This is a genomic window from Monashia sp. HAY1-5C, from assembly GCF_056755255.1.
On sequence record NZ_JBPGXG010000006.1, the window covers coordinates 1 to 17,656 of the forward strand.

At 73.2% G+C, this 17,656-nt stretch carries 11 protein-coding genes; 3 read left to right on the plus strand and 8 right to left on the minus strand.

Annotated features, from left to right (window positions below):
• Window positions 1-129: 129 nt before the first annotated feature.
• From ACR9ZK_RS01740 to ACR9ZK_RS01775, 8 genes are all read right to left on the minus strand, one after another.
• Window positions 130-2,292: a hydantoinase/oxoprolinase family protein gene (locus ACR9ZK_RS01740; RefSeq protein WP_481339426.1), complete on the minus strand. Its 2,163-nt coding sequence runs from the start codon at window positions 2,290-2,292 to the stop codon at window positions 130-132.
• Between the two features lie 147 nt (window positions 2,293-2,439).
• Window positions 2,440-3,363: a carbon-nitrogen hydrolase family protein gene (locus ACR9ZK_RS01745; protein WP_481339430.1), complete on the minus strand. Its 924-nt coding sequence runs from the start codon at window positions 3,361-3,363 to the stop codon at window positions 2,440-2,442.
• Window positions 3,364-3,366: 3 nt separating this feature from the next.
• Window positions 3,367-4,062: an SRPBCC family protein gene (locus ACR9ZK_RS01750; RefSeq protein ID WP_481339433.1), complete on the minus strand. Its 696-nt coding sequence runs from the start codon at window positions 4,060-4,062 to the stop codon at window positions 3,367-3,369.
• Window positions 4,059-6,512 carry an aerobic carbon-monoxide dehydrogenase large subunit gene (gene cutA, locus ACR9ZK_RS01755; RefSeq protein ID WP_481339436.1) on the minus strand — a complete coding sequence of 818 codons (2,454 nt, stop codon included), beginning with the start codon at window positions 6,510-6,512 and terminating at the stop codon, window positions 4,059-4,061. The genes ACR9ZK_RS01750 and cutA overlap by 4 nt, the downstream gene beginning before the upstream one ends.
• Window positions 6,509-7,090, minus strand: coding sequence for a (2Fe-2S)-binding protein (locus ACR9ZK_RS01760; protein ID WP_481339439.1), 582 nt, complete (start codon window positions 7,088-7,090; stop codon window positions 6,509-6,511). The genes cutA and ACR9ZK_RS01760 overlap by 4 nt, the downstream gene beginning before the upstream one ends.
• Entirely contained in the window at window positions 7,087-7,965 is an 879-nt protein-coding gene (locus ACR9ZK_RS01765; RefSeq protein WP_481339441.1) for an FAD binding domain-containing protein, read from the minus strand. The genes ACR9ZK_RS01760 and ACR9ZK_RS01765 overlap by 4 nt, the downstream gene beginning before the upstream one ends.
• 188 nt (window positions 7,966-8,153) lie before the next feature.
• Window positions 8,154-9,638 carry a uracil-xanthine permease family protein gene (locus ACR9ZK_RS01770; protein ID WP_481339443.1) on the minus strand — a complete coding sequence of 495 codons (1,485 nt, stop codon included), beginning with the start codon at window positions 9,636-9,638 and terminating at the stop codon, window positions 8,154-8,156.
• 219 nt (window positions 9,639-9,857) lie between these two features.
• The gene (locus tag ACR9ZK_RS01775) at window positions 9,858-11,645 is read right to left on the minus strand and encodes a helix-turn-helix domain-containing protein (protein WP_481339445.1); all 1,788 of its coding nucleotides are present in this window, start codon (window positions 11,643-11,645) and stop codon (window positions 9,858-9,860) included.
• A gap of 147 nt (window positions 11,646-11,792) precedes the next feature.
• On the opposite strand from ACR9ZK_RS01775, the gene ACR9ZK_RS01780 reads away from it, so the two are divergent.
• From ACR9ZK_RS01780 to ACR9ZK_RS01790, 3 genes are all read left to right on the plus strand, one after another.
• Window positions 11,793-12,713, plus strand: coding sequence for an oxamate carbamoyltransferase subunit AllH family protein (locus ACR9ZK_RS01780; protein WP_481339447.1), 921 nt, complete (start codon window positions 11,793-11,795; stop codon window positions 12,711-12,713).
• Complete coding sequence (locus ACR9ZK_RS01785; protein WP_481339450.1) at window positions 12,706-15,723, plus strand: bifunctional FdrA/YlbE family protein; 3,018 nt, start codon at window positions 12,706-12,708, stop codon at window positions 15,721-15,723. The genes ACR9ZK_RS01780 and ACR9ZK_RS01785 overlap by 8 nt, the downstream gene beginning before the upstream one ends.
• Window positions 15,724-15,848: 125 nt before the next feature.
• Window positions 15,849-17,588: a sialidase family protein gene (locus ACR9ZK_RS01790; protein ID WP_481339453.1), complete on the plus strand. Its 1,740-nt coding sequence runs from the start codon at window positions 15,849-15,851 to the stop codon at window positions 17,586-17,588.
• The last annotated feature ends 68 nt before the right edge of the window (window positions 17,589-17,656 follow it).

Below are 17,656 nucleotides of genomic sequence, written 5' to 3' on the forward strand. Positions count from 1 at the left end.
CCAGATGTAGTTCCTTCTCGTGGGCTCGGAGATGTGTATAAGAGACAGGAACCGGAGGGGGAGCGGCCGCCGACGGCGGCGTCGGCGGGGGCGAGCGGGGTCCGAACGGTCTGGCAGGAGAAGCACATGTCAGGCCTCCTTGGTCATGACGAGGTTGCCGAACGCGTCCACACGGACGGCGAACCCCGGGTGCACGGGCACGGTCGAGCCGAACTCCTCGACGACGGCGGGTCCGCGGAGCACGTCACCGGCCCGCAGGTCGGGGCGCCACCACACGTCGGTCAGCACATAGCCGGCGTCGGCGTCGAAGCACACCGGACGCGACCCGGTGCGTGCCCGGACCTCGAGGGCAGCCGGTTCGCTTGCAGCGGAGCCGATCTCGCGCAGCTCTGGACGGGTGATGGGCCCGATGCCGGTGACGCGGAGGTTGACCCACTCGACGCGCTGGCGGGGGTCCGCGCGGAAGTCGTAGCCGTAGAGGGCGCGGTGCCCGGCATGGAAGGCGTCGGCGACGGCGTCGGCCCACTCCGCGGTCACGTCGCCCTCGGGGGCGGGGACGCGCACCTCGAAGGCCTGCCCGAAGTAGCGCAGGTCGACGGTGCGGGCGTACCTGTGGTCGGCTCGGTCGAAGCCCTCTGCGTCGAGCGCCGACGCGGCCCGGGCGGTGAGCTCGTCGAACGTCCCGCGGACGGCGGCGAGGTCGAGGGCGTCGTGGCGGGCGACCGAGGTCTGGACGTAGTCGTTCCTCACGTCGACGGTGAGCAGCCCGAACGCCGACACGTTGCCGGGGTTCTGCGGCACGACGACGCCGGCGAGGTCGAGGATGTCGACGAGGCGGCAGGCGAGCAGCGAGCCGGACCCGCCGAACGTCGCGAGCATGAAGTCGCGCACGTCGAGGCCGCGCTTGACGCTGACCTGCCGCAGCGCGTTGGCCTGGTTCCACGCCGAGATCTCGAGGATGCCCGTGGCGCAGCGGTCGGCGTCGAGCCCGAGGCGCTCGGCGAGGGCCTCGAGGCCGGTCCGGGCGGCGTCGACGTCCAGGGGGATCTCCCCGCCGAGCAGGTGCGGCGGGATGCGTCCGAGGACGACGTGCGCGTCGGTGATCGTCGGCTCGGTGCCGCCCTTGGCGTAGCACAGCGGTCCGGGGTCGGCGCCGGCCGACTGCGGTCCGACCTTGAGCGAGCCCTCGGGACTGACCCACGCGATGGAGCCGCCGCCCGCGCCGACCGTGACGACGTCGATCATCGGGATCTTGCTCGGGTACGCGCCCACCGATCCCTCTGTCGTCAGGGCCGGTTCGCCGTCGAGGACGACCGACACGTCGGTCGAGGTACCGCCGCCGTCGCAGGTGAGCACCTTGCCGTACCCGGCACGGCTCGCGATGAGACCCGCGCCGAGCGCGCCGGCCGCCGGGCCGGACAGGACGGTCGTGATCGGCTGGTTGACGACCTCGTCGGCCGACAGCACGCCGCCGTTGGACTTCATGATGTAGAAGGGGATCCGCTCGCGGGCCGGTCCGTCGGGGCCGGCCGCGCCGGTGAACTCGTCGAGGCGGCGGTGGATGTTCGTGACGTAGCGCGACACCCGCGGCTTGACCGCGGCGTCGACGAGCGTCGTCATCGACCGCTCGTACTCGCGGTACTCGCGCAGGACCTCGCTCGAGATCGACACCACCGCGTCGGGGTGCTCGGCGGCGAGCACGTCGCGCATGCGGCGCTCGTGGTCGTCGTTGGCGTAGGCGTGCAGGAGGCAGACGCCGACGGTCGAGATGCCGCGGTCCCGGAAGAACCGTGCGGCACGGACGGCCGACTGCTCGTCGAACGGCCGGATCTCCTTGCCCTCGAAGCTCATCCGGCCACCCACGGTGCGCACGAGGTCGACCGGGACGATGCGCGGCGGCTTGACCCAGAAGTAGGAGTTGCCGTACCCGTCCGGAACCGCCTGGCGCGCGATCTCCAGGACGAACTCGTAGCCCTCGGTGGTGATGAACCCGAGCCGCTCGACCTTTCCCTCGAGCAGCTGGTTGGTGGCGACCGTCGTGCCGTGGCTGACCGCCGTGACGTCGGCCCCCGTCGCACCGAGCAGGCCGAGGACCTTGTGCACACCCGTGATGAACCCGTCGGCCGGGTCGCTCGGCGTCGAGGGTGTCTTCGTCGTGACGACCTCGCCGGAGTCCTCGTCGAGGGCGACGACGTCGGTGAAGGTCCCACCCGTGTCGATGCCGATGCGGATGCGTCGCCCGGGCGCCGTGGAGACCGTGGAGACCGTGGACTCGGGGGTGCCTGCTGCCATGGTCAGGATTCAACCGGGGGGGTGGGGGTGAGGGCCTCGGCACATGCTGCCAACAGGAGGGTGTGCCGGCGGCAACCCTCGACAGCGGTCCGTGGCGGACCCGGCAGGACCCGCGCCACCGGTCCACCGCAGGGAGGACCGCTGCCGTCAGCCGGCCTCGCCGCGGTGGATCGGGGCGTGCGGGAACGACGTCGCCGCCGGCCGCTCGAGGTCGTCGCGATGGTTGCGGATCAGGTCGAGGTTGCGGTCGCGCAGGTGGTCGAAGGACTGCCCGACGTTCGACCCCGGCGTCAGCGACGCGAGGGCCTCGGCCGGGTCGAGGCGGGCGGTCACCCAGCCCTCCTGGGTCGCGGCCTTGGCCACGATGTGGCCCACCGGCGTCACGACGTGGCTGTTGCCGAAGTAGAGGACGCCCGCCGGGTCCGTGCCGACGGCGTTGGCGCCGATGACGTAGACGTGGTTGTCGTAGGCACGGGCCCGCGACGTGAGGTCCCAGATGTCGGCTGAGCGCAGCAGGGCGGACGGGCGGCAGATCACCTCCGCCCCCTGCACCGCCTGGATCCGCGAGAGCTCGGGGTAGTCGCCGTCGAAGCAGATGATCATGCCGATGCGCCCGAGGTCGGTGTCGCAGACGGTGACGGTGTCGCCGGGCGTCACCCAGCCGCCGCCGCTGACGATCTCGGAGCAGAACGGGTGCGTCTTGCGGTAGACCCCGAGCACCTCGCCGGCCGGGTTGATGAGCACCGACGAGTTGTGGACGACGCCCCGCTCCCGGCCCCGCTCGTAGGTGCCGAGGCACACGTGCGCCCCGAGCTCGCGGGCCACGGCCTGGACGGGCTCGGTCAAGGGGCCGGGGATCTCGGCGACGAGGTCCCACAGCTCCTCCTTCGAGCAGCCCGGGGTGAACCCCGTGGTGGCGGTCTCGGGCAGCACGACGAGCTCGGCGCCGGTGGCCTCGACGCACCGTCGGGTCATCTCGACGCAGTGTTCGACGTTCGCGCGGATCGTGTCGGCGCGGAGCGGTGCCGGGACGGGGGCGACCTGCACGGCCGCCGCGGTGAACGCGCGCATGTCTCATCCTCTCCCGATGGCCCAGCCCACGACGACCCCGACGATGGCGATCGCGCCCCCTGCCAGAGCGCCGAGCGCGAACTCGCGGCTCGGTGCCCTCCGCGTGGGTGCGCCGGACGCCGCAGGCCGCCCCGCGTACACGGCCCCGGTGCCGCTCGTGCGAGCGGCGGCCGACGACTCCTGGCTGCCCATGACCCGGGAGGGAGACGGGGCCGCCGGCGCCCCAGCCGGGGCAGACGCCTCGGCGGCGGACGAGTGACCACCGGCCAGGTCGGCGTCGACCGCGCTGAAGAACTGGCCGGCCATCTTCTTGGCGACGCCGGCGAGCATCCGCTGCCCGACGCCGCCGATCGGGCCACCGACGGACGCGTCGGCGTCGTAGGTGAGGTCGGTGCCGCCCGTGCTCGAGGCAGCCAGACGCACGACGACGTCGGCGTCGACGGTGCCCGGGGCTCCGGCCCCCTTGGCGCGCAGCGTGAACGAGTCGGGCGCGGCCGGGTCGTCGAGGCAGACCTCGCCGTCGTACGTCCCGCGGATGGCGGCGACGCCGGCCGTGACGGTCATGGCGTAGCGGTCGGGACCGAGCTCGACGAGGCGGTCGCAGCCGGGCAGGCACCGGGCGAGGACCGCCGGGTCGTGGAAGGCGTCCCACACCTGCTGCGGTGGCGCGGCGAGGGTCGCGGCTCCGGAGATCTTCATGCGTTCGGCTCCTTGGCGGCGGGCGCGCCGGCGTCGGTGACGGTGCGGCTCGTACGGTGCAGGGAGGCGAGGTCGCCGGCGGCGTGCCGGCGGCGCAGCTCCCAGAGGTCGTTGGGGGACAGCGGCATCCGGCGGATCGGGAAGCCCTCGGCGTCCTCGACGGCCGAGGCGATGACGGCGGAGACCGGGATGCAGCCCGCCTCTCCGGCACCCTTGAGGCCGAGCGGGTTGAGCGGTGAGGGCGTCTCGAGGTGGTCGGTCTCGATGGTCGGGACCTCGGACGCGTACGGGACGAGGAAGTCCATGAAGGAGGCGTTGAGCAGCTGCCCCGACTCGTCGTAGACCATCCGCTCGTAGAGCGCGCCGCCGACACCCTGCGCGACGCCGCCGTGCACCTGGCCCTCGACGATCATCGGGTTGATCATCGTGCCGCAGTCGTGGACGACGCAGTACCGCAGGATGCGGATCTCGGCGGTGACCGGGTCGGTCTCGACGACGGCCGCGTGCATGCCGTTGGCGAACGTCGCCTGCGTCGGGGAGTAGAAGTCCTTGCCCTCGAGGCCGGGCTCGTCGTCCTCGGCGACCGGCGGCTTGTCGGGGTCGAAGGTGCCGGCGAACTGGGTCGCCGCCTTGGCCGCCTCGTCGAAGGCGTAGCGCAGCGGGTTCGACAGCACGGACACGGTGCCGAGCGACATCGACGTGCCCGGCGCGCCCTTGACCCGGACGGTGCCCTCGACGATCTCGAGGTCGTCGGGCGACACCTCGAGCGCGTCGGCCGCGATGCGCAGCGCCTTGGCGCGGACGTTGCGGGCGGCCAGGGCGATGGCGCTGCCGCTCATGACGGCTGCGCGCGAGGCGAACGTGCCGACCGCGTAGGCCATCCGGCGGGTGTCACCGGTGGTGACGTGGACGTCCTCGAGGCGCACGCCGAGCTCCTCGGCGACGATCTGCGCGAAGACGGTCTCGTGGCCCTGCCCCTGCGACGTCAGGCCGGTGGAGACGTTGACCCGCCCGCTGGTCTCGATCTGGATGTGGCCGCCCTCGTAGGGGCCGACACCGGTTCCCTCGACGTAGCAACCGATCCCCAGACCGACCGTGCGGCCCTCGGCCTGCGCCCGGGCGCGGTAGCCGGCGAAGTCGTCCCAGCCGACGAGAGCCTTGAGCGCGGCCAGGCTCGCCGGGAAGTCGCCGGAGTCGTACTTGAGCGGCCGGCCGTCCTGGAAGAGCAGGCCGTGGTCGTAGGGCATCTCCTCGGGGAGGATGAAGTTGCGCGAGCGCACCTCCGCGCGGTCGAGACCGAGCTCGTCGGCGATGGCATCCATCGTGCGCTCCATCGCGAAGCAGCCCTGCGGGCGCCCCGCCCCGCGGTACGGCGTGACCATCACGGTGTTGGTGTAGAGCGACCAGAACTCGACGCGGTAGGCGCCGGGCTTGTAGGGCCCGAGCAGCTGGGTGGAGGTGATGATCGGGACGATGATCCCGTACGGGGTGTAGGCGCCGTTGTCGTGCCAGATCTTGACGTCGAGGGCGAGCAGCGTTCCGGCGTCGTCGAACCCGACCTCGACGCGCTGCACCTGGCCGCGCTCGTGCGCCGCCCCGACGAAGTGCTCGCGGCGGTCCTCGGTCCACTTGACCGGCCGGTTCAGCAGCCGCGCGGCCCAGGGGACGAGGACCTCCTCGGGCCAGGGGTGGACGATCTTGACGCCGAACCCGCCGCCCACGTCGGGCGCGATGCACTCGACCTTGGCCAGGGGCAGGTCGAGCTTGGCGGCCACCGCGGCGCGCACACCGGTCGACGTCTGGGTCGAGGAGTACATCCGCAGCTCGCCCTTCTCGTCGTCCCAGCGCGCGTAGACGCCCTTGCCCTCCATCGGCGTGCACGCGCTGCGCTCGATCTCGAGGTCGAGGGTCAGCCGGTGGGGCGCCACCGCCATGGCCGCGTCGACGTCGCCCACGGTCTGCAGCATGTTCGCGGCCACGTTGCCGGGCACGTCGTCGTGCACGAGCAGGTCGCCGTCGCGGGCGTTCTCGATGCCGACGACGGCCGGACGCTGCTCGTAGCCGACCCGGATGCGTGCGCACGCGTCCTCGGCGACGTACCGGTCGGTGGCCACGACCATGACGACCGGCTCGCCGACGTGGTTGACCTCGTCGCGGGCGAGCGCATGACCGGTGCGCCCATGGGTCAGCGTCGGATGCGGGATGAGCAGCGGCAGCGGCTCGGCGACCCGGCCGGGCAGGTCCTCCCACGTGTAGATGCCGACGACGCCGTCGATGTCGACGGCGTCCGACGCGTCGACGTCGAGCACCCGCGCGTGGGCGTAGGGGCTGCGGACGAACGCCGCCGCGAGGGCGTCGTGGCCCAGGTCGTCGAGGTAGCGGCCGCCACCGGTGAGGAGGCGCGGGTCCTCCTTGCGGCGCACCGGGGCCCCGAACATCTGCGTCGTCATGTGTGTGCGACCCCCTCGGCGTCCGGCCGGGCCGCGTCCTCCGCGGTGCGCTCGGCCTTGATCTCGGCGGCCCGAAGCACGCTCCTGACGATGTTCTGGTAGCCGGTGCAGCGACACAGGTTGCCCGAGATCGCCTCTCGCGCCTGCTCGCTCGTCGGCGCGGGGTTCTCCTCGAGGTACGCGGTGATGGTCGTCAGGAAGCCGGGCGTGCAGAACCCGCACTGCAGGCCGTGGCACTCGGCGAAGGCCTGCTGCACCGGGTTCATCGGCTCCCCGGTGGGGGCGGGTCGGGCGTCGGGGGCCTCGCACAGGCCCTCGACCGTGGTCACCGCGTGGGCCTGCGCGGTGACGGCGAACATCAGGCACGAGCGCATCGGTTCGCCGTCGACGAGCACGGTGCAGGCGCCGCACACGCCGTGCTCGCAGCCGACGTGCGTGCCGGTCAGGCGAAGGTCGTGCCGAAGGAAGTCGGACAGGAGGCGTCGCGCCGGCACCGACGCCGTGCGTCGCACCCCGTTGACCACGACCGTGACGTCGTGCAGCCGCTCACCCGCGGACGCGCTGGTGGGATCGGTCATCGGCCGGTCTCCTCGCTCACGGCGGTGGTCAGGGTGCGGCGGGTCAGCTCGGCCGCGAGCATCCGCCGGTACTCGGCGGTGGCGTGGATGTCGCCGTCGGGGTCGACGTGCTGGCGGACAGCCTCGGCGGACGCCTCGAGGCCGGCCGCCCACGCGTCGGTACCGGGCTCGAGCCCACCGATGACCTCCGAGAGGTCGAGGACCGACGGGACCGGTGTCACCGAGACGAACGACGCGCGCGCCGACGCGACGGTGCCGTCCGTCAGCGTCACCGCGACACCGACGCCGGCCACGGCGTAGTCGCCGTGCCGTCGTGCCGACTCGGCGAACGCGGTGCGCGTCCCCTCGGGGAGCCGCCCGAACCGCGCTGCGACGGCGAGCTCGTCGTGCGCGAGGGAGGTCTCGAGCGGGCCGAGGAAGAAGGAGTCCCAGGCGATCTCGCGCGTCCCGCCCGGTCCGACCACCTCGATGACGCCGTCGGTCAGGGCCAGCACCGAGGGCATCTCGCCGGCCGGGTCGGCGTGCGCGAGAGAGCCGACCGTGGTCCCGCGGTTGCGGATGGCCGGGTGGGCGACGTTGACGACCGCCTGGCGCAGCAGCGGCAGCACGGCTGCTGCCGCGGTGGACCGCTCGAGGCCGCGGTGGCGCACCAGCGCACCGACGCGGACGGCCTCCGGCAGCACCTCGATGCCGTCCAGCCCCTCGACGCCGTTGACGTCGACGAGGTGTGCGGGGGAGGCGAGGCGCATGTTGAGCAGAGGCACGAGGCTCTGCCCGCCGGCGAGGACCTTGCCGTCGTGGCCGACCCGCGCGAGCACGGCGACGGCCTCGTCGACGGTGCGCGGTGCGTGGTGCACGAAGGGTGCGGGCTTCACCGAACCGATCCTGCCTCTCGACGACGGGTGGGGCCAGAGATTCGCGGTGCCTCGGTGCGCCGCCGGTTTTGGCACGTTCTGCCGAAGGACGTGCGTGGGGCGCATCCAGGGGGCCGCTCGTGCCGGGAAGGGGAGTGGCCCCCGACGACGTCGGGGGCCACGCGGGTCCTGCCGAGCGGCGGGACGCCTCAGCGTCGACGGTCGGGGCGGTCCGGCGCGTCCTGGTAGAGGTCGTCGACGCCGTCGGCGTCGCCGTAGTCACCCTCGCGCTCGCCGAGGGAGATCATCGTCCCGCCCGGTTCGTCCGCCCTGGCCCGCAGGTCGGCCGGCGCCATGGCACGCGCGACGTGGAAGGCGACCACGGCGACGATGGTGCCGAGCGCGATGCCGCCCAGCGTGAAGCTCTCCGTGAACTTCAGCGAGACGTTGCCGATGCCGATGACGATGCCGGCGGCCACCGGGACGAGGTTGATCGGGTTGCCGAAGTCGACGCCGTTCTCCTTCCAGATCTTCGCGCCGAGCAGGCCGATCATGCCGTAGAGCACCACGGTGATGCCGCCGAGGACGCCACCGGGGACCGAGGACACGAGTGCCCCGAACTTCGGTGAGAGGCCGAAGATGATGGCCACGGCGGCGGCGACGTAGTACGCCGCCGTCGAGTAGACGCGGGTCGCCGCCATGACGCCGATGTTCTCGGCGTACGTCGTGGTCGGCGAACCGCCGACCGAGCTCGCGATCGCCGTGCCGATGCCGTCGGCGGCGATGGCCCGGCCCATGTACGGGTCGAGGTCGGTCTTCGTCATCTCGGCGACCGCCTTGACGTGACCGGTGTTCTCGGCGATGAGGGCGATAACGGCCGGCAGGACGAGGAGGATCGCCGCGACCGAGAACGACGGCGCGTGGATGCCGACCATGGCCTTGCCGTCCGGGCCGGGCGTACCGGTCGTCGGCGGCAGGCCGAACCACTGCGAGCTGGCGATGGTGTCGAAGTTCGTGCGGAAGTGCGTCGAGACCTTCCCGGCGCCGTCAGGGGCCGTGATCTGACCGAAGATCCGGTCGAAGAGCCAGGAGATGACGTAGCCGAAGACGAGCGCGAGGAACACCGCGATGCGCGAGATGAAGCCCTTGAAGGCCACCGCGCAGACGATGGTGAAGGCCATGACGAGCAAGGCCACCCACTGGTCCTGCGGCCAGTAGACCGTGGCGACCACCGGAGCGAGGTTGAAGCCGATGAGCATGACGACCGCACCGGTGACCACCGGCGGGAGCACCCGGTGCAGCACCGACGAGCCGAGGAAGTGGATGAGCACCCCGACGATCGCCAGGACGACGCCGGCCACGAGGATGGCGCCGGTGACCTGCTGCGAGGTGCCGCCCTGGGCCCGGATGGCCGCCACGGCGCCGACGAAGCTGGCCGACGTGCCGAGGTAGCTCGGCACCTTGCCGTTGACGATGAGCAGGAAGCAGATCGTCGCGATGCCGCTCATCATGATCGCGAGCTGTGCGTTGAGGCCCATGATCAGCGGGAAGACGAACGTCGCGCCGAACATCGCCACGACGTGCTGCGCACCGAGGCCCACGGTCTTGCCCCACGAGAGCCGCTCGTCCGGGGCGACGACGTCATCGGGACCCATCGTCTTGCCGTCGCCGTGCAGTTTCCAGCCCAAAGCCATGCCGACTCCTCTTGACGCGTCCTGCCGCGCCCTGCGCGATGAGTGGGCCGCGACACCGAAGTCCGACCCCGCGGATGGGCGAAACCTACTCCGCCGCGGGGCGGTCCCGTTCGTCAAAAGGTGATACACGCCGGGGGCGCCCGTCTGGCAGTTCGTGACGTCCCGGCCCGGATGACGCCCCGGGCGGTGGCGTCGCTCGGTGGGGATGTGGGCGGGTCGTCAGATGCCGCGCATCGCGTGGATCTTCAGGGCGAGGGCGAGGGTGAGGCGCAGGTCGGGATCCGTGGTGAACGGTCCGAGCATTTTCTCGAGCTTGCCGATGCGGTACCGCAGGGTGTTGTAGTGGAAGAAGAGGATCCGCGCGGTCTCGGCGACGTTGAGGTTGGTGTCGAGCAGCACGCGGAGCGTCTCGCGCAGGCCGGCGTTCTCGGCCGAGTCGTCGGTGGCCAGCTCGCGCAGCGACTCGTGGACGAACCGCCGCAGGTCGGTGCCGTCGGGCACGAGCGCGAGCAGCCGGTAGATGCCGAGGCCGTCGACGTGCGCGAGGGCGCCGTCGCCGTGCATCTGCCGGCCGACGGTCACCGCCGACAGCGCCTCCTCGTAGGCCTGGGCCAGGCCGGCCGCCGACGTGATCGGCCGTGAGACGCCGGCGGAGAAGCTGCGGCGCCCGCCACCGCCGTCGCCCCGGACGACGCGCACGAGGTCGCCGACGAGGCGCATGACGCGGTCGGTGTCGGCCGAGGCCGGCACCGGCATCAGCGTCACCACCTCGCGGCTGAACCCCATGACCGGGGTGCACGGGTCGCGGACCGCGACCGCGTGGGTCCAGGCCCGGGCGAAGCGCTGCTGGAGGAAGCGCACCTCCTCCGGGTCGCGCGTCGTGCGGTCGTCGTCCTCGTCGGTCTCGGCGACGACGACGACGAGCGGCCGGTCGATGTCCCACCCGAGCGAGGCCGCGTGCGCGACCGCGTCGGCGGGGCTGCCCGCGCGCCCGGCGAGGGCGTCGCGGAGGAACTCGGCGCGGTACTTGCCCTCGACCGCCGAGACCGCCTGGTCCTTCGTGATGGCCAGGGCGGCGACCGTCGCCGCACGCTCGAGGAGCCGGACGTCGTCGGCGGTCAGGTGCCGGTGGCTGCAGAAGGCGACGAGCACGCCGTGGTCGAGGTGCCCGGCGACGATGCGCACGGCGGCGCGGTCGGCGCCGGGGCCCTCCGGCCGGGGACCCATCGGCTCGGCCTCGGTGAGCAGCCGCCCCGTGCGGTCGAAGCAGTCGAGCGACTCGGCGTGCTCGAGCTCGCGCTGCGATCCCGCCCTGGCGATGACGCGTCCGTCGGTCGTGGTCACCATGGCCGCGCCGTCGAGGAACCCGACGACCTGCTGGCAGAGGTCGGTGAGCGACCCTCCCGCGAGGACGATCTGGACGAGGGCGCGGTCGGCGTCCTCCAGCCGCCGCAGGGTTGCGGTCTGGTGGGCCAGGATCGCGCTCAGCACCTCGGTCGTGAACGTCGCGACCGCCTCGAGCGGCACGTCGATGACGGCCAGGCCGACGCGTCGGGCGGCTTCGTGGAGGGCGACGGACGCCGGGGCGTCGACGCCGGACAGCACGAGGGCGGCCGCGCCCGCCGCGGCGAGGACGTGCACGGCCTCGGTCACGCCTGGAGTCGAGCTGCGGGCGGAGGCGCCGGTGGAGGTGGGGGTCGGGGTGTGCGCCGAGGCGGACGCCGTCGTCCACTCGGCGAGAGCGGCGGCGTCGGCCAGCACCAGCTGGTGCGTCAGCGCGTCCCCCAGGGCGGCAGCCTGGAGTGCGGCGCGCAACGGCGTCGTGCTGTCGACCGACCCGTCGAGCAGGGGCCCGGAGGCGTGCACGGTCCCGTTGACGCCGGCCGCGAGGCCGGCGATGAGGCGCAGCGAGATGCCGGACACCTCGATGTCGCCGGGGACCCGCGACCCTGCGGGCGCTGGCAAGTCACCGTCGCGCAGGGCCGGATCGTTGGCAACTTTCACCATGAGCGCACCCTACCCAGCCTCGGTAGCGTCGCGGTCAGGTTCGCGACCGGTGACGGTGCGGCCCGGCGCCGGCAGGCCCTCGCGGTCGGCGGGCCGATGGCTGCGGACGCGTCGCCCGGTCGCCTCGGCGATGGGTCGGAGGTGGCGGTGACGGACGCGTCCGACGTGCTCGTGCCCGCCTCGGTGTCGCCGCTCGTGGCCGGCGCGGTGGCCCGGGCGGTGCGCTCGTGCCCGGTGCTCGCGGCCTTCCCCACCTGCCTCTACGTCGGGGTCGGCGCGCACGAGGAGGTCCTGGCCGTGCTGACCTCGGACGCCCTGTTCCTGCCCGTCGGGCTCAGGCTCGCCGACCCGTCGGGGCGCGTGCGGTGGGGGGTCGTGCCGGGTGACGCGGTGCTCGTGGGTGGCGGACGCGTGCTGCTGCCCGACGTCGAGATCGTGGCGTCCCGGCTCGCCCGGCCCGCGCGCGTGCGGCCGGGGATGCCACGTGCCGGGGCGGCCGCGTCGCTGCCGGAGCCGGGCGTCCTCGGCCAGCTCGTCCACGAGGTCGTGGCCGACGCGCTCGCCGGACGCCCGGTCGGTGCCGGGGTCCGCGGGCTCGTCGGCGCGGGCCGCGGGCTGACGCCGAGCGGGGACGATGCGCTGTGCGGCGCGCTGCTCGCCCTCGTGGCCGCCGGGTCGGCCACCGGCCCTCGTGACGGAGGCGTCGGCGCCGGGCGCGCCCTGTCGGCCCTGCGCACCGCCGTCGGGCAGGACCTGGGTCGCACGACGAGCCTGTCCGCCGCGCTCCTCGTCGCGGCGGGTGACGGCTATGCGGTGCCGGAGGTCGTGCGGCTCGTGTCGGCCCTGCAGGGTGGGGCGGGTCAGGCCACGTCGCCGGAGGCCGTTGCCGCCGTGGCGGACTGCCTCGCGCCGGTCCTCGCCATCGGGCACTCGTCGGGGCACGACCTCGTCTCCGGCCTCGCCGGAGCGCTGCTCGCCCTCGATGCAGCTGCCCCGCCTGTCCCGCAGGGCAGGTCCGATGCCGACCACCGGGAATCCAACACCGAGAAGGGACCCCGCAGTGCCTGACCACGTCGAGCTGAGGACCGGCGCCTACCACGACTCCGTCAGCCTCATGCAGGTGTCGCGCACGGTCGCGGCCACACCCGGTGTCGAGGCCGCCCAGGTGGCGATGGCCACCGACCTCAACCTCGAGGTCATCCGCGCCATGGGTTTCGAGGTGCCCGACGCGTCGCCCAACGACCTCGTCGTCGCCGTCCGCGGCAGCGACGAGGCCGTGGCGGCGGCCCGCGTCGCCGTCGACGAGGCCCTGGCCGGGCTCCGTCCGGTGCCCTCCGGTGGCGGCGGGTTCGGTGAGGCGCCCCCGAGCCGCACGCTCGGCGGTGCCATCACCGCCTCCGGCGCCGGCCTGGCCCTCGTCTCGGTCCCCGGGCCGAACGCGGCGGTCGAGGCCTTCGACGCGGTCCGCGCCGGTGTCTCGGTCATGGTGTTCTCCGACAACGTGCCGGTGGCCGACGAGGTGCGGCTCAAGGACGCCGCCGCCGAGGCGGGCGTGCTCGTCATGGGTCCGGACTGCGGCACCGCGGTCGTCGGTGGAGTCGCCCTCGGCTTCGCCAACGTCGTGCGGCCCGGTCCGGTGGGGCTCGTCGCGGCATCGGGCACCGGCGCGCAGCAGGTCATGTGCCTCCTCGACGCGGCCGGTGTCGGCGTCAGCCACTGCCTCGGTGTCGGCGGCCGTGACCTGTCGGCCGCGGTGGGCGGCCGCTCGACGCGCCAGGCGCTCGCCGCGCTGGCCGCGGACCCGACCACCGACCGCGTCGTCGTCGTCTCGAAACCGCCGGACCCCGAGGTGCTCGCCGACCTGGAGGCCTTCGCGGCGGGTCTGGGCAAGCCGGTGCACTGGGCGACGCTGGGGCAGGGGCGCGCCGACCTCACGGCGTCGGTCGAGGCCGTGGTCACGGCCGCCGGTGGTGCCTCGTCCGTGCCACCCGTGCCACCCGTGCTGCCGCGATGGCCGGTGTGGCAGGGGACCTCGTCGAGCGAGCAGGCCACCGGGCCCTCGCTGCGCGGCCTGTTCTGCGGGGGCACGCTGGCCGACGAGGCGATGCTCGTGGCCGCTGCGTCCCTGGGCGACATCCGGTCCAACATCCCCCTGCGCCCGGACCTCGCCCTCGGGCCCGACCTGCGCGACCCCGGCCACGTCGTCGTCGACTTCGGTGACGACACGCTGACGCGCGGCCGGGCCCACCCGATGATCGACCCGTCGCTGCGGCTGCAGCGCATCGCCACGGAGGCCGTGGACCCGACGTGCGGGGTCCTGCTGCTCGACCTCGTCCTGGGCCACGGCGCCCATGCCGACCCCGCCCCCGAACTCGCCGACGCGGTGCGGGCCGCACGCACCACCGCGGCGGAGGCCGGACGTACCCTGCCCGTCGTCGTGTCGGTGACCGGCACCGCGTCGGACCCGCAGGACCTCGAGGCGTCCGTCGCGGCGCTCGTCGAGGCGGGTGCCACCGTCCTGCTGTCCAACGCCGCCGCCGCCCGCGAGGCCGTCCGCCTCCTCGGCCGCGAGGCGCCCGCACCCTCCACGCCCACGGACCGCGCGAGGGTTCCCGCAGCAGCCGGGCCGGAGGGTGCCTCGGTCGACGGAGCCCCTCCGCTGAGCGGGCTCCTCGAGTCCGACGTCACCGTGGCGACCGCCGGCATCCCGCTGCTCGCCGAGTCGTTGCGGGCCCAGGCGGTCCGGGTGTCCGAGGTGGCGTGGCAACCGCCCATGCCCGGCACGGAGGGTCATCTGGCACTGGTCCTCGCCGACCCGCGTCGCGACGCCGCCAACGCCGAGGCGCTGCGCCGCATGGTCGCCGCGGGCGCCGACCTCGTCGACGTCCGAACGGCGTCGGACGCGCTCGGCCTCGAGCCGGGCACCTTCCTGCACGCCGGGCCGCCGATCGAGTTCGCCCGCGCGTCCGGGCCGCTCAGGGGTGCGCTCATCGGCGCGATGCTCTTCGAGGGGTTGGCCGACACCGCGGAGGAGGCGGAGGCCAGGCTCGAAAAGGGCGATGGCATCACGCTCGAGCCGTGCCACCACCGCGACGCCGTCGGGCCGATGGCCGGGGTCGTGAGCCCGTCGATGTGGCTCTACGAGCTGCGCGACGACGTCCACGGCAACACGTCGTGGTGCTCCCTCAACGAGGGCCTCGGCAAGGTGCTGCGCTACGGCGCCTACGGGCCCGAGGTCATCGACCGGCTGCACTGGATGAGCTCGGTGCTCGGACCGATCCTCCGGCAGGCCGTGCGCGCCCGGGTCGACGCCTCCGGGCCGGTCGACGTGAAGGCGGTCATCGCGCAGATGCTCCAGATGGGCGACGAGGGGCACAACCGCAACCGGGCCGGCTCCCTCATGCTCCTGCGCGAGCTGCTGCCGACGATGATCACGGCCGACGCGTCGTCGACCGACATCGCCGAGGTGGTGCGCTTCTCCGGTGCCAACGAGCACTTCTTCCTCAACCTCGGGATGCCGGCATGCAAGTTGAGCACCCTTGCCGCACATGGCATCCCGGGCTCGAGCGTCGTGACGACCATGGCACGCAACGGGACCGACTTCGGTATCCGCGTCTCCGGCACGGGCGACGCCTGGTTCACGGGCCCGGCCAACACGCCGGAGGGGCTGTTCCTCGGCGCCTACGGGCCGGCTGACGCCAACCCCGACATCGGCGACTCCGCGATCACCGAGACGGCCGGCATCGGCGGGTTCGCCATGGCGGCAGCGCCGGCCATCGTCAGGTTCGTCGGCGGCGACGTGCCGTTCGCGCTGCGGGCCACCCAGACGATGTACGAGATCACCGTCGGCGAGCACCAGGCCTTCCAGGTCCCGATCCTCGAGTTCCGCGGCACCCCGACCGGCATCGACGTCGCCGCCGTGGCGCGCACCGGGATCCTGCCGCAGATCAACACCGGCATGGCCGGACGCGTCGCGGGCACGGGCCAGGTCGGCGCGGGCCTCGTCACCCCGCCGGAGCAGTGCTTCACCCAGGCCCTCGCGGCCCTCGCGACGCTGGCGGGTGAGGCCACCACCTGACCCCTCGGACTTCGCCGCTCGGACGTCTTGTCGACACGTCCGGCCGGGAGCACTCTTGGAGGTGGCCGCCATCGGGCGCCGACGCTGACGACCGTCCATCTTTCCGACCACCGAACGGAGCAGTCATGCGTCGACCACGCATCGTGACCGCTGCCCTGGCATCCCTGGCCACCGCCCTCGCGGGTGCCGCAGTGGCGGTCGCCGCGCCGTCGGACGTCCTCGTGACGAACGGCAGCCCGGTGACACCCTTCTCGCAGAACAAGCAGAACGAACCGGCCGTCGCCATCGACGCGCACGCGCCCTCGGTGGTGGCCGCGGGCTCCAACGACGAGATCGACCTCGAGTCGTGTGCCGCGGGCGACCCCACCACGTGTCCCTTCACCGCCGGTGTCGGACTGTCCGGCATCTACTTCTCCTCGACCGGTGGCGCGTCCTGGACGCAGCCGACCTACACCGGGTTGACGGCCCGCGACTGCCTCGGCCCGGCACCGTGCCAGACGCACGTCGGCCCGATCGGGACGCTGCCCCGGTACTACGAGGCCGGCCTCTCCTCCGACGGCGACCCCGGGCTGGCGTTCGGACCGCGTCCTGACAGATCCGGCCGATTCTCGTGGGCCAACGGCTCGCGCCTCTACTACGCCAACCTGACGGCGAACATCGGCGCGACCAGGCAGGACCAGACGTTCAAGGGCTTCGAGGCGATCGCGGTCTCCCACACCGACGACATCGCCGGCGCGACGGCAGGGCACAACGCGGCGTGGTCCGCTCCGGTGCTCGTGTCGAAGCAGTCCTCGACGACGTTCTCGGACAAGGAGCAGATCTGGTCCGACAACGCGGCGAGCAGCCCCCACTTCGGCACGACGTACCTGTGCTGGGCCTCCTTCCGCAGCCAGGAGAAGGGGCGCGCGCTCCCGACGCCGCTCATCATCGGGCGGTCGACCGACGGCGGCGTGACGTGGACCTCGAGGCAGGTCGGCCCGGCCACCAACAACGGCATCAGCGGCCAGCCCGACGGTTGCACGGTCCGCACCGACAGCCACGGCGTCGTCTACGTCTTCGGCGTCGGCGTCCGGAAGGGCATCAGCTGGGAGATGATGTACCGCTCGACCGACGGCGGCGTGCACTTCACCGGCCCGAGGCTCATCGCCAGCGTCGTGAAGCCCGGCGTCTTCGACCCGGTCCAGGGTCGCCCGGTCATGGACGGCCTCGGCGGTGCTCGCGTCGACCTGGCGCCCGCGCCCAGCGTCGACATCGCCAACGGCGCCCCCACCGGGACGGGCGCGACGAACCAGATCGTCATGACCTGGGTCGACGGCAAGAACGGCCTGAACCACGAGCGTCTCATGGTCGCGACGTCCCGCACCGGTGGCACGTCGTGGACCGGTCCGACGGCCCTGGCCATCACCTCGGGCGACCGGCCGTTCTACTCGGCACCGGCGATCTCCCCGAACGGCACGGACGTCTACGTCGTGTACAACGCGTTCACGACGCCCTACCGCAACGACACGACGTCGCCACGCGGGCTCGTCGGGGCGGTGTGGCACACGGACGTCGCGGCGGGCGGTGCGCTGGCGGGCTGGGCGGAGCTGCACCGCGGTGTGGTCGGTGACCCGCGCGGCTCGTCGGCCAACGCCCTGACCGACGAGTTCCTCGGCGACTACGTCTACGCCGCGGCCTCGCGCACCGGCGTGGTGGCGGTGTGGAACGACACCCGCGACGCCGCCGACTGCCCGGCGATCGACGCCTATCGCGCGGCGCTCTACACCAACCCGGCCGCTCCGCGCCCGAACGTCATCCGGGACTGCCCGGCCACCTTCGGCAACAGCGACATCCGCTCGTCGATGCTGCTGGACCCGACGCCGTGAGCTGACCCGACACCGCCCCGCCGGCAGCCGCCGGTGCACCCGGAAAACCGGTGGGGCGGTGTCGGTCG

Excerpts from the sequence above, each read along its gene's own strand:
- ACR9ZK_RS01760 (WP_481339439.1), bottom strand. The coding sequence starts at position 7,090 with ATGACCGATCCCACCAGCGCGTCCGCGGGTGAGCGGCTGCACGACGTC.
- cutA (WP_481339436.1), bottom strand. The coding sequence starts at position 6,512 with ATGACGACGCAGATGTTCGGGGCCCCGGTGCGCCGCAAGGAGGACCCG.
- ACR9ZK_RS01740 (WP_481339426.1), bottom strand. The coding sequence starts at position 2,292 with ATGGCAGCAGGCACCCCCGAGTCCACGGTCTCCACGGTCTCCACGGCG.
- ACR9ZK_RS01790 (WP_481339453.1), top strand. The coding sequence starts at position 15,849 with ATGCGTCGACCACGCATCGTGACCGCTGCCCTGGCATCCCTGGCCACC.
- ACR9ZK_RS01750 (WP_481339433.1), bottom strand. The coding sequence starts at position 4,062 with ATGAAGATCTCCGGAGCCGCGACCCTCGCCGCGCCACCGCAGCAGGTG.
- ACR9ZK_RS01775 (WP_481339445.1), bottom strand. The coding sequence starts at position 11,645 with ATGGTGAAAGTTGCCAACGATCCGGCCCTGCGCGACGGTGACTTGCCA.
- ACR9ZK_RS01770 (WP_481339443.1), bottom strand. The coding sequence starts at position 9,638 with ATGGCTTTGGGCTGGAAACTGCACGGCGACGGCAAGACGATGGGTCCC.
- ACR9ZK_RS01745 (WP_481339430.1), bottom strand. The coding sequence starts at position 3,363 with ATGCGCGCGTTCACCGCGGCGGCCGTGCAGGTCGCCCCCGTCCCGGCA.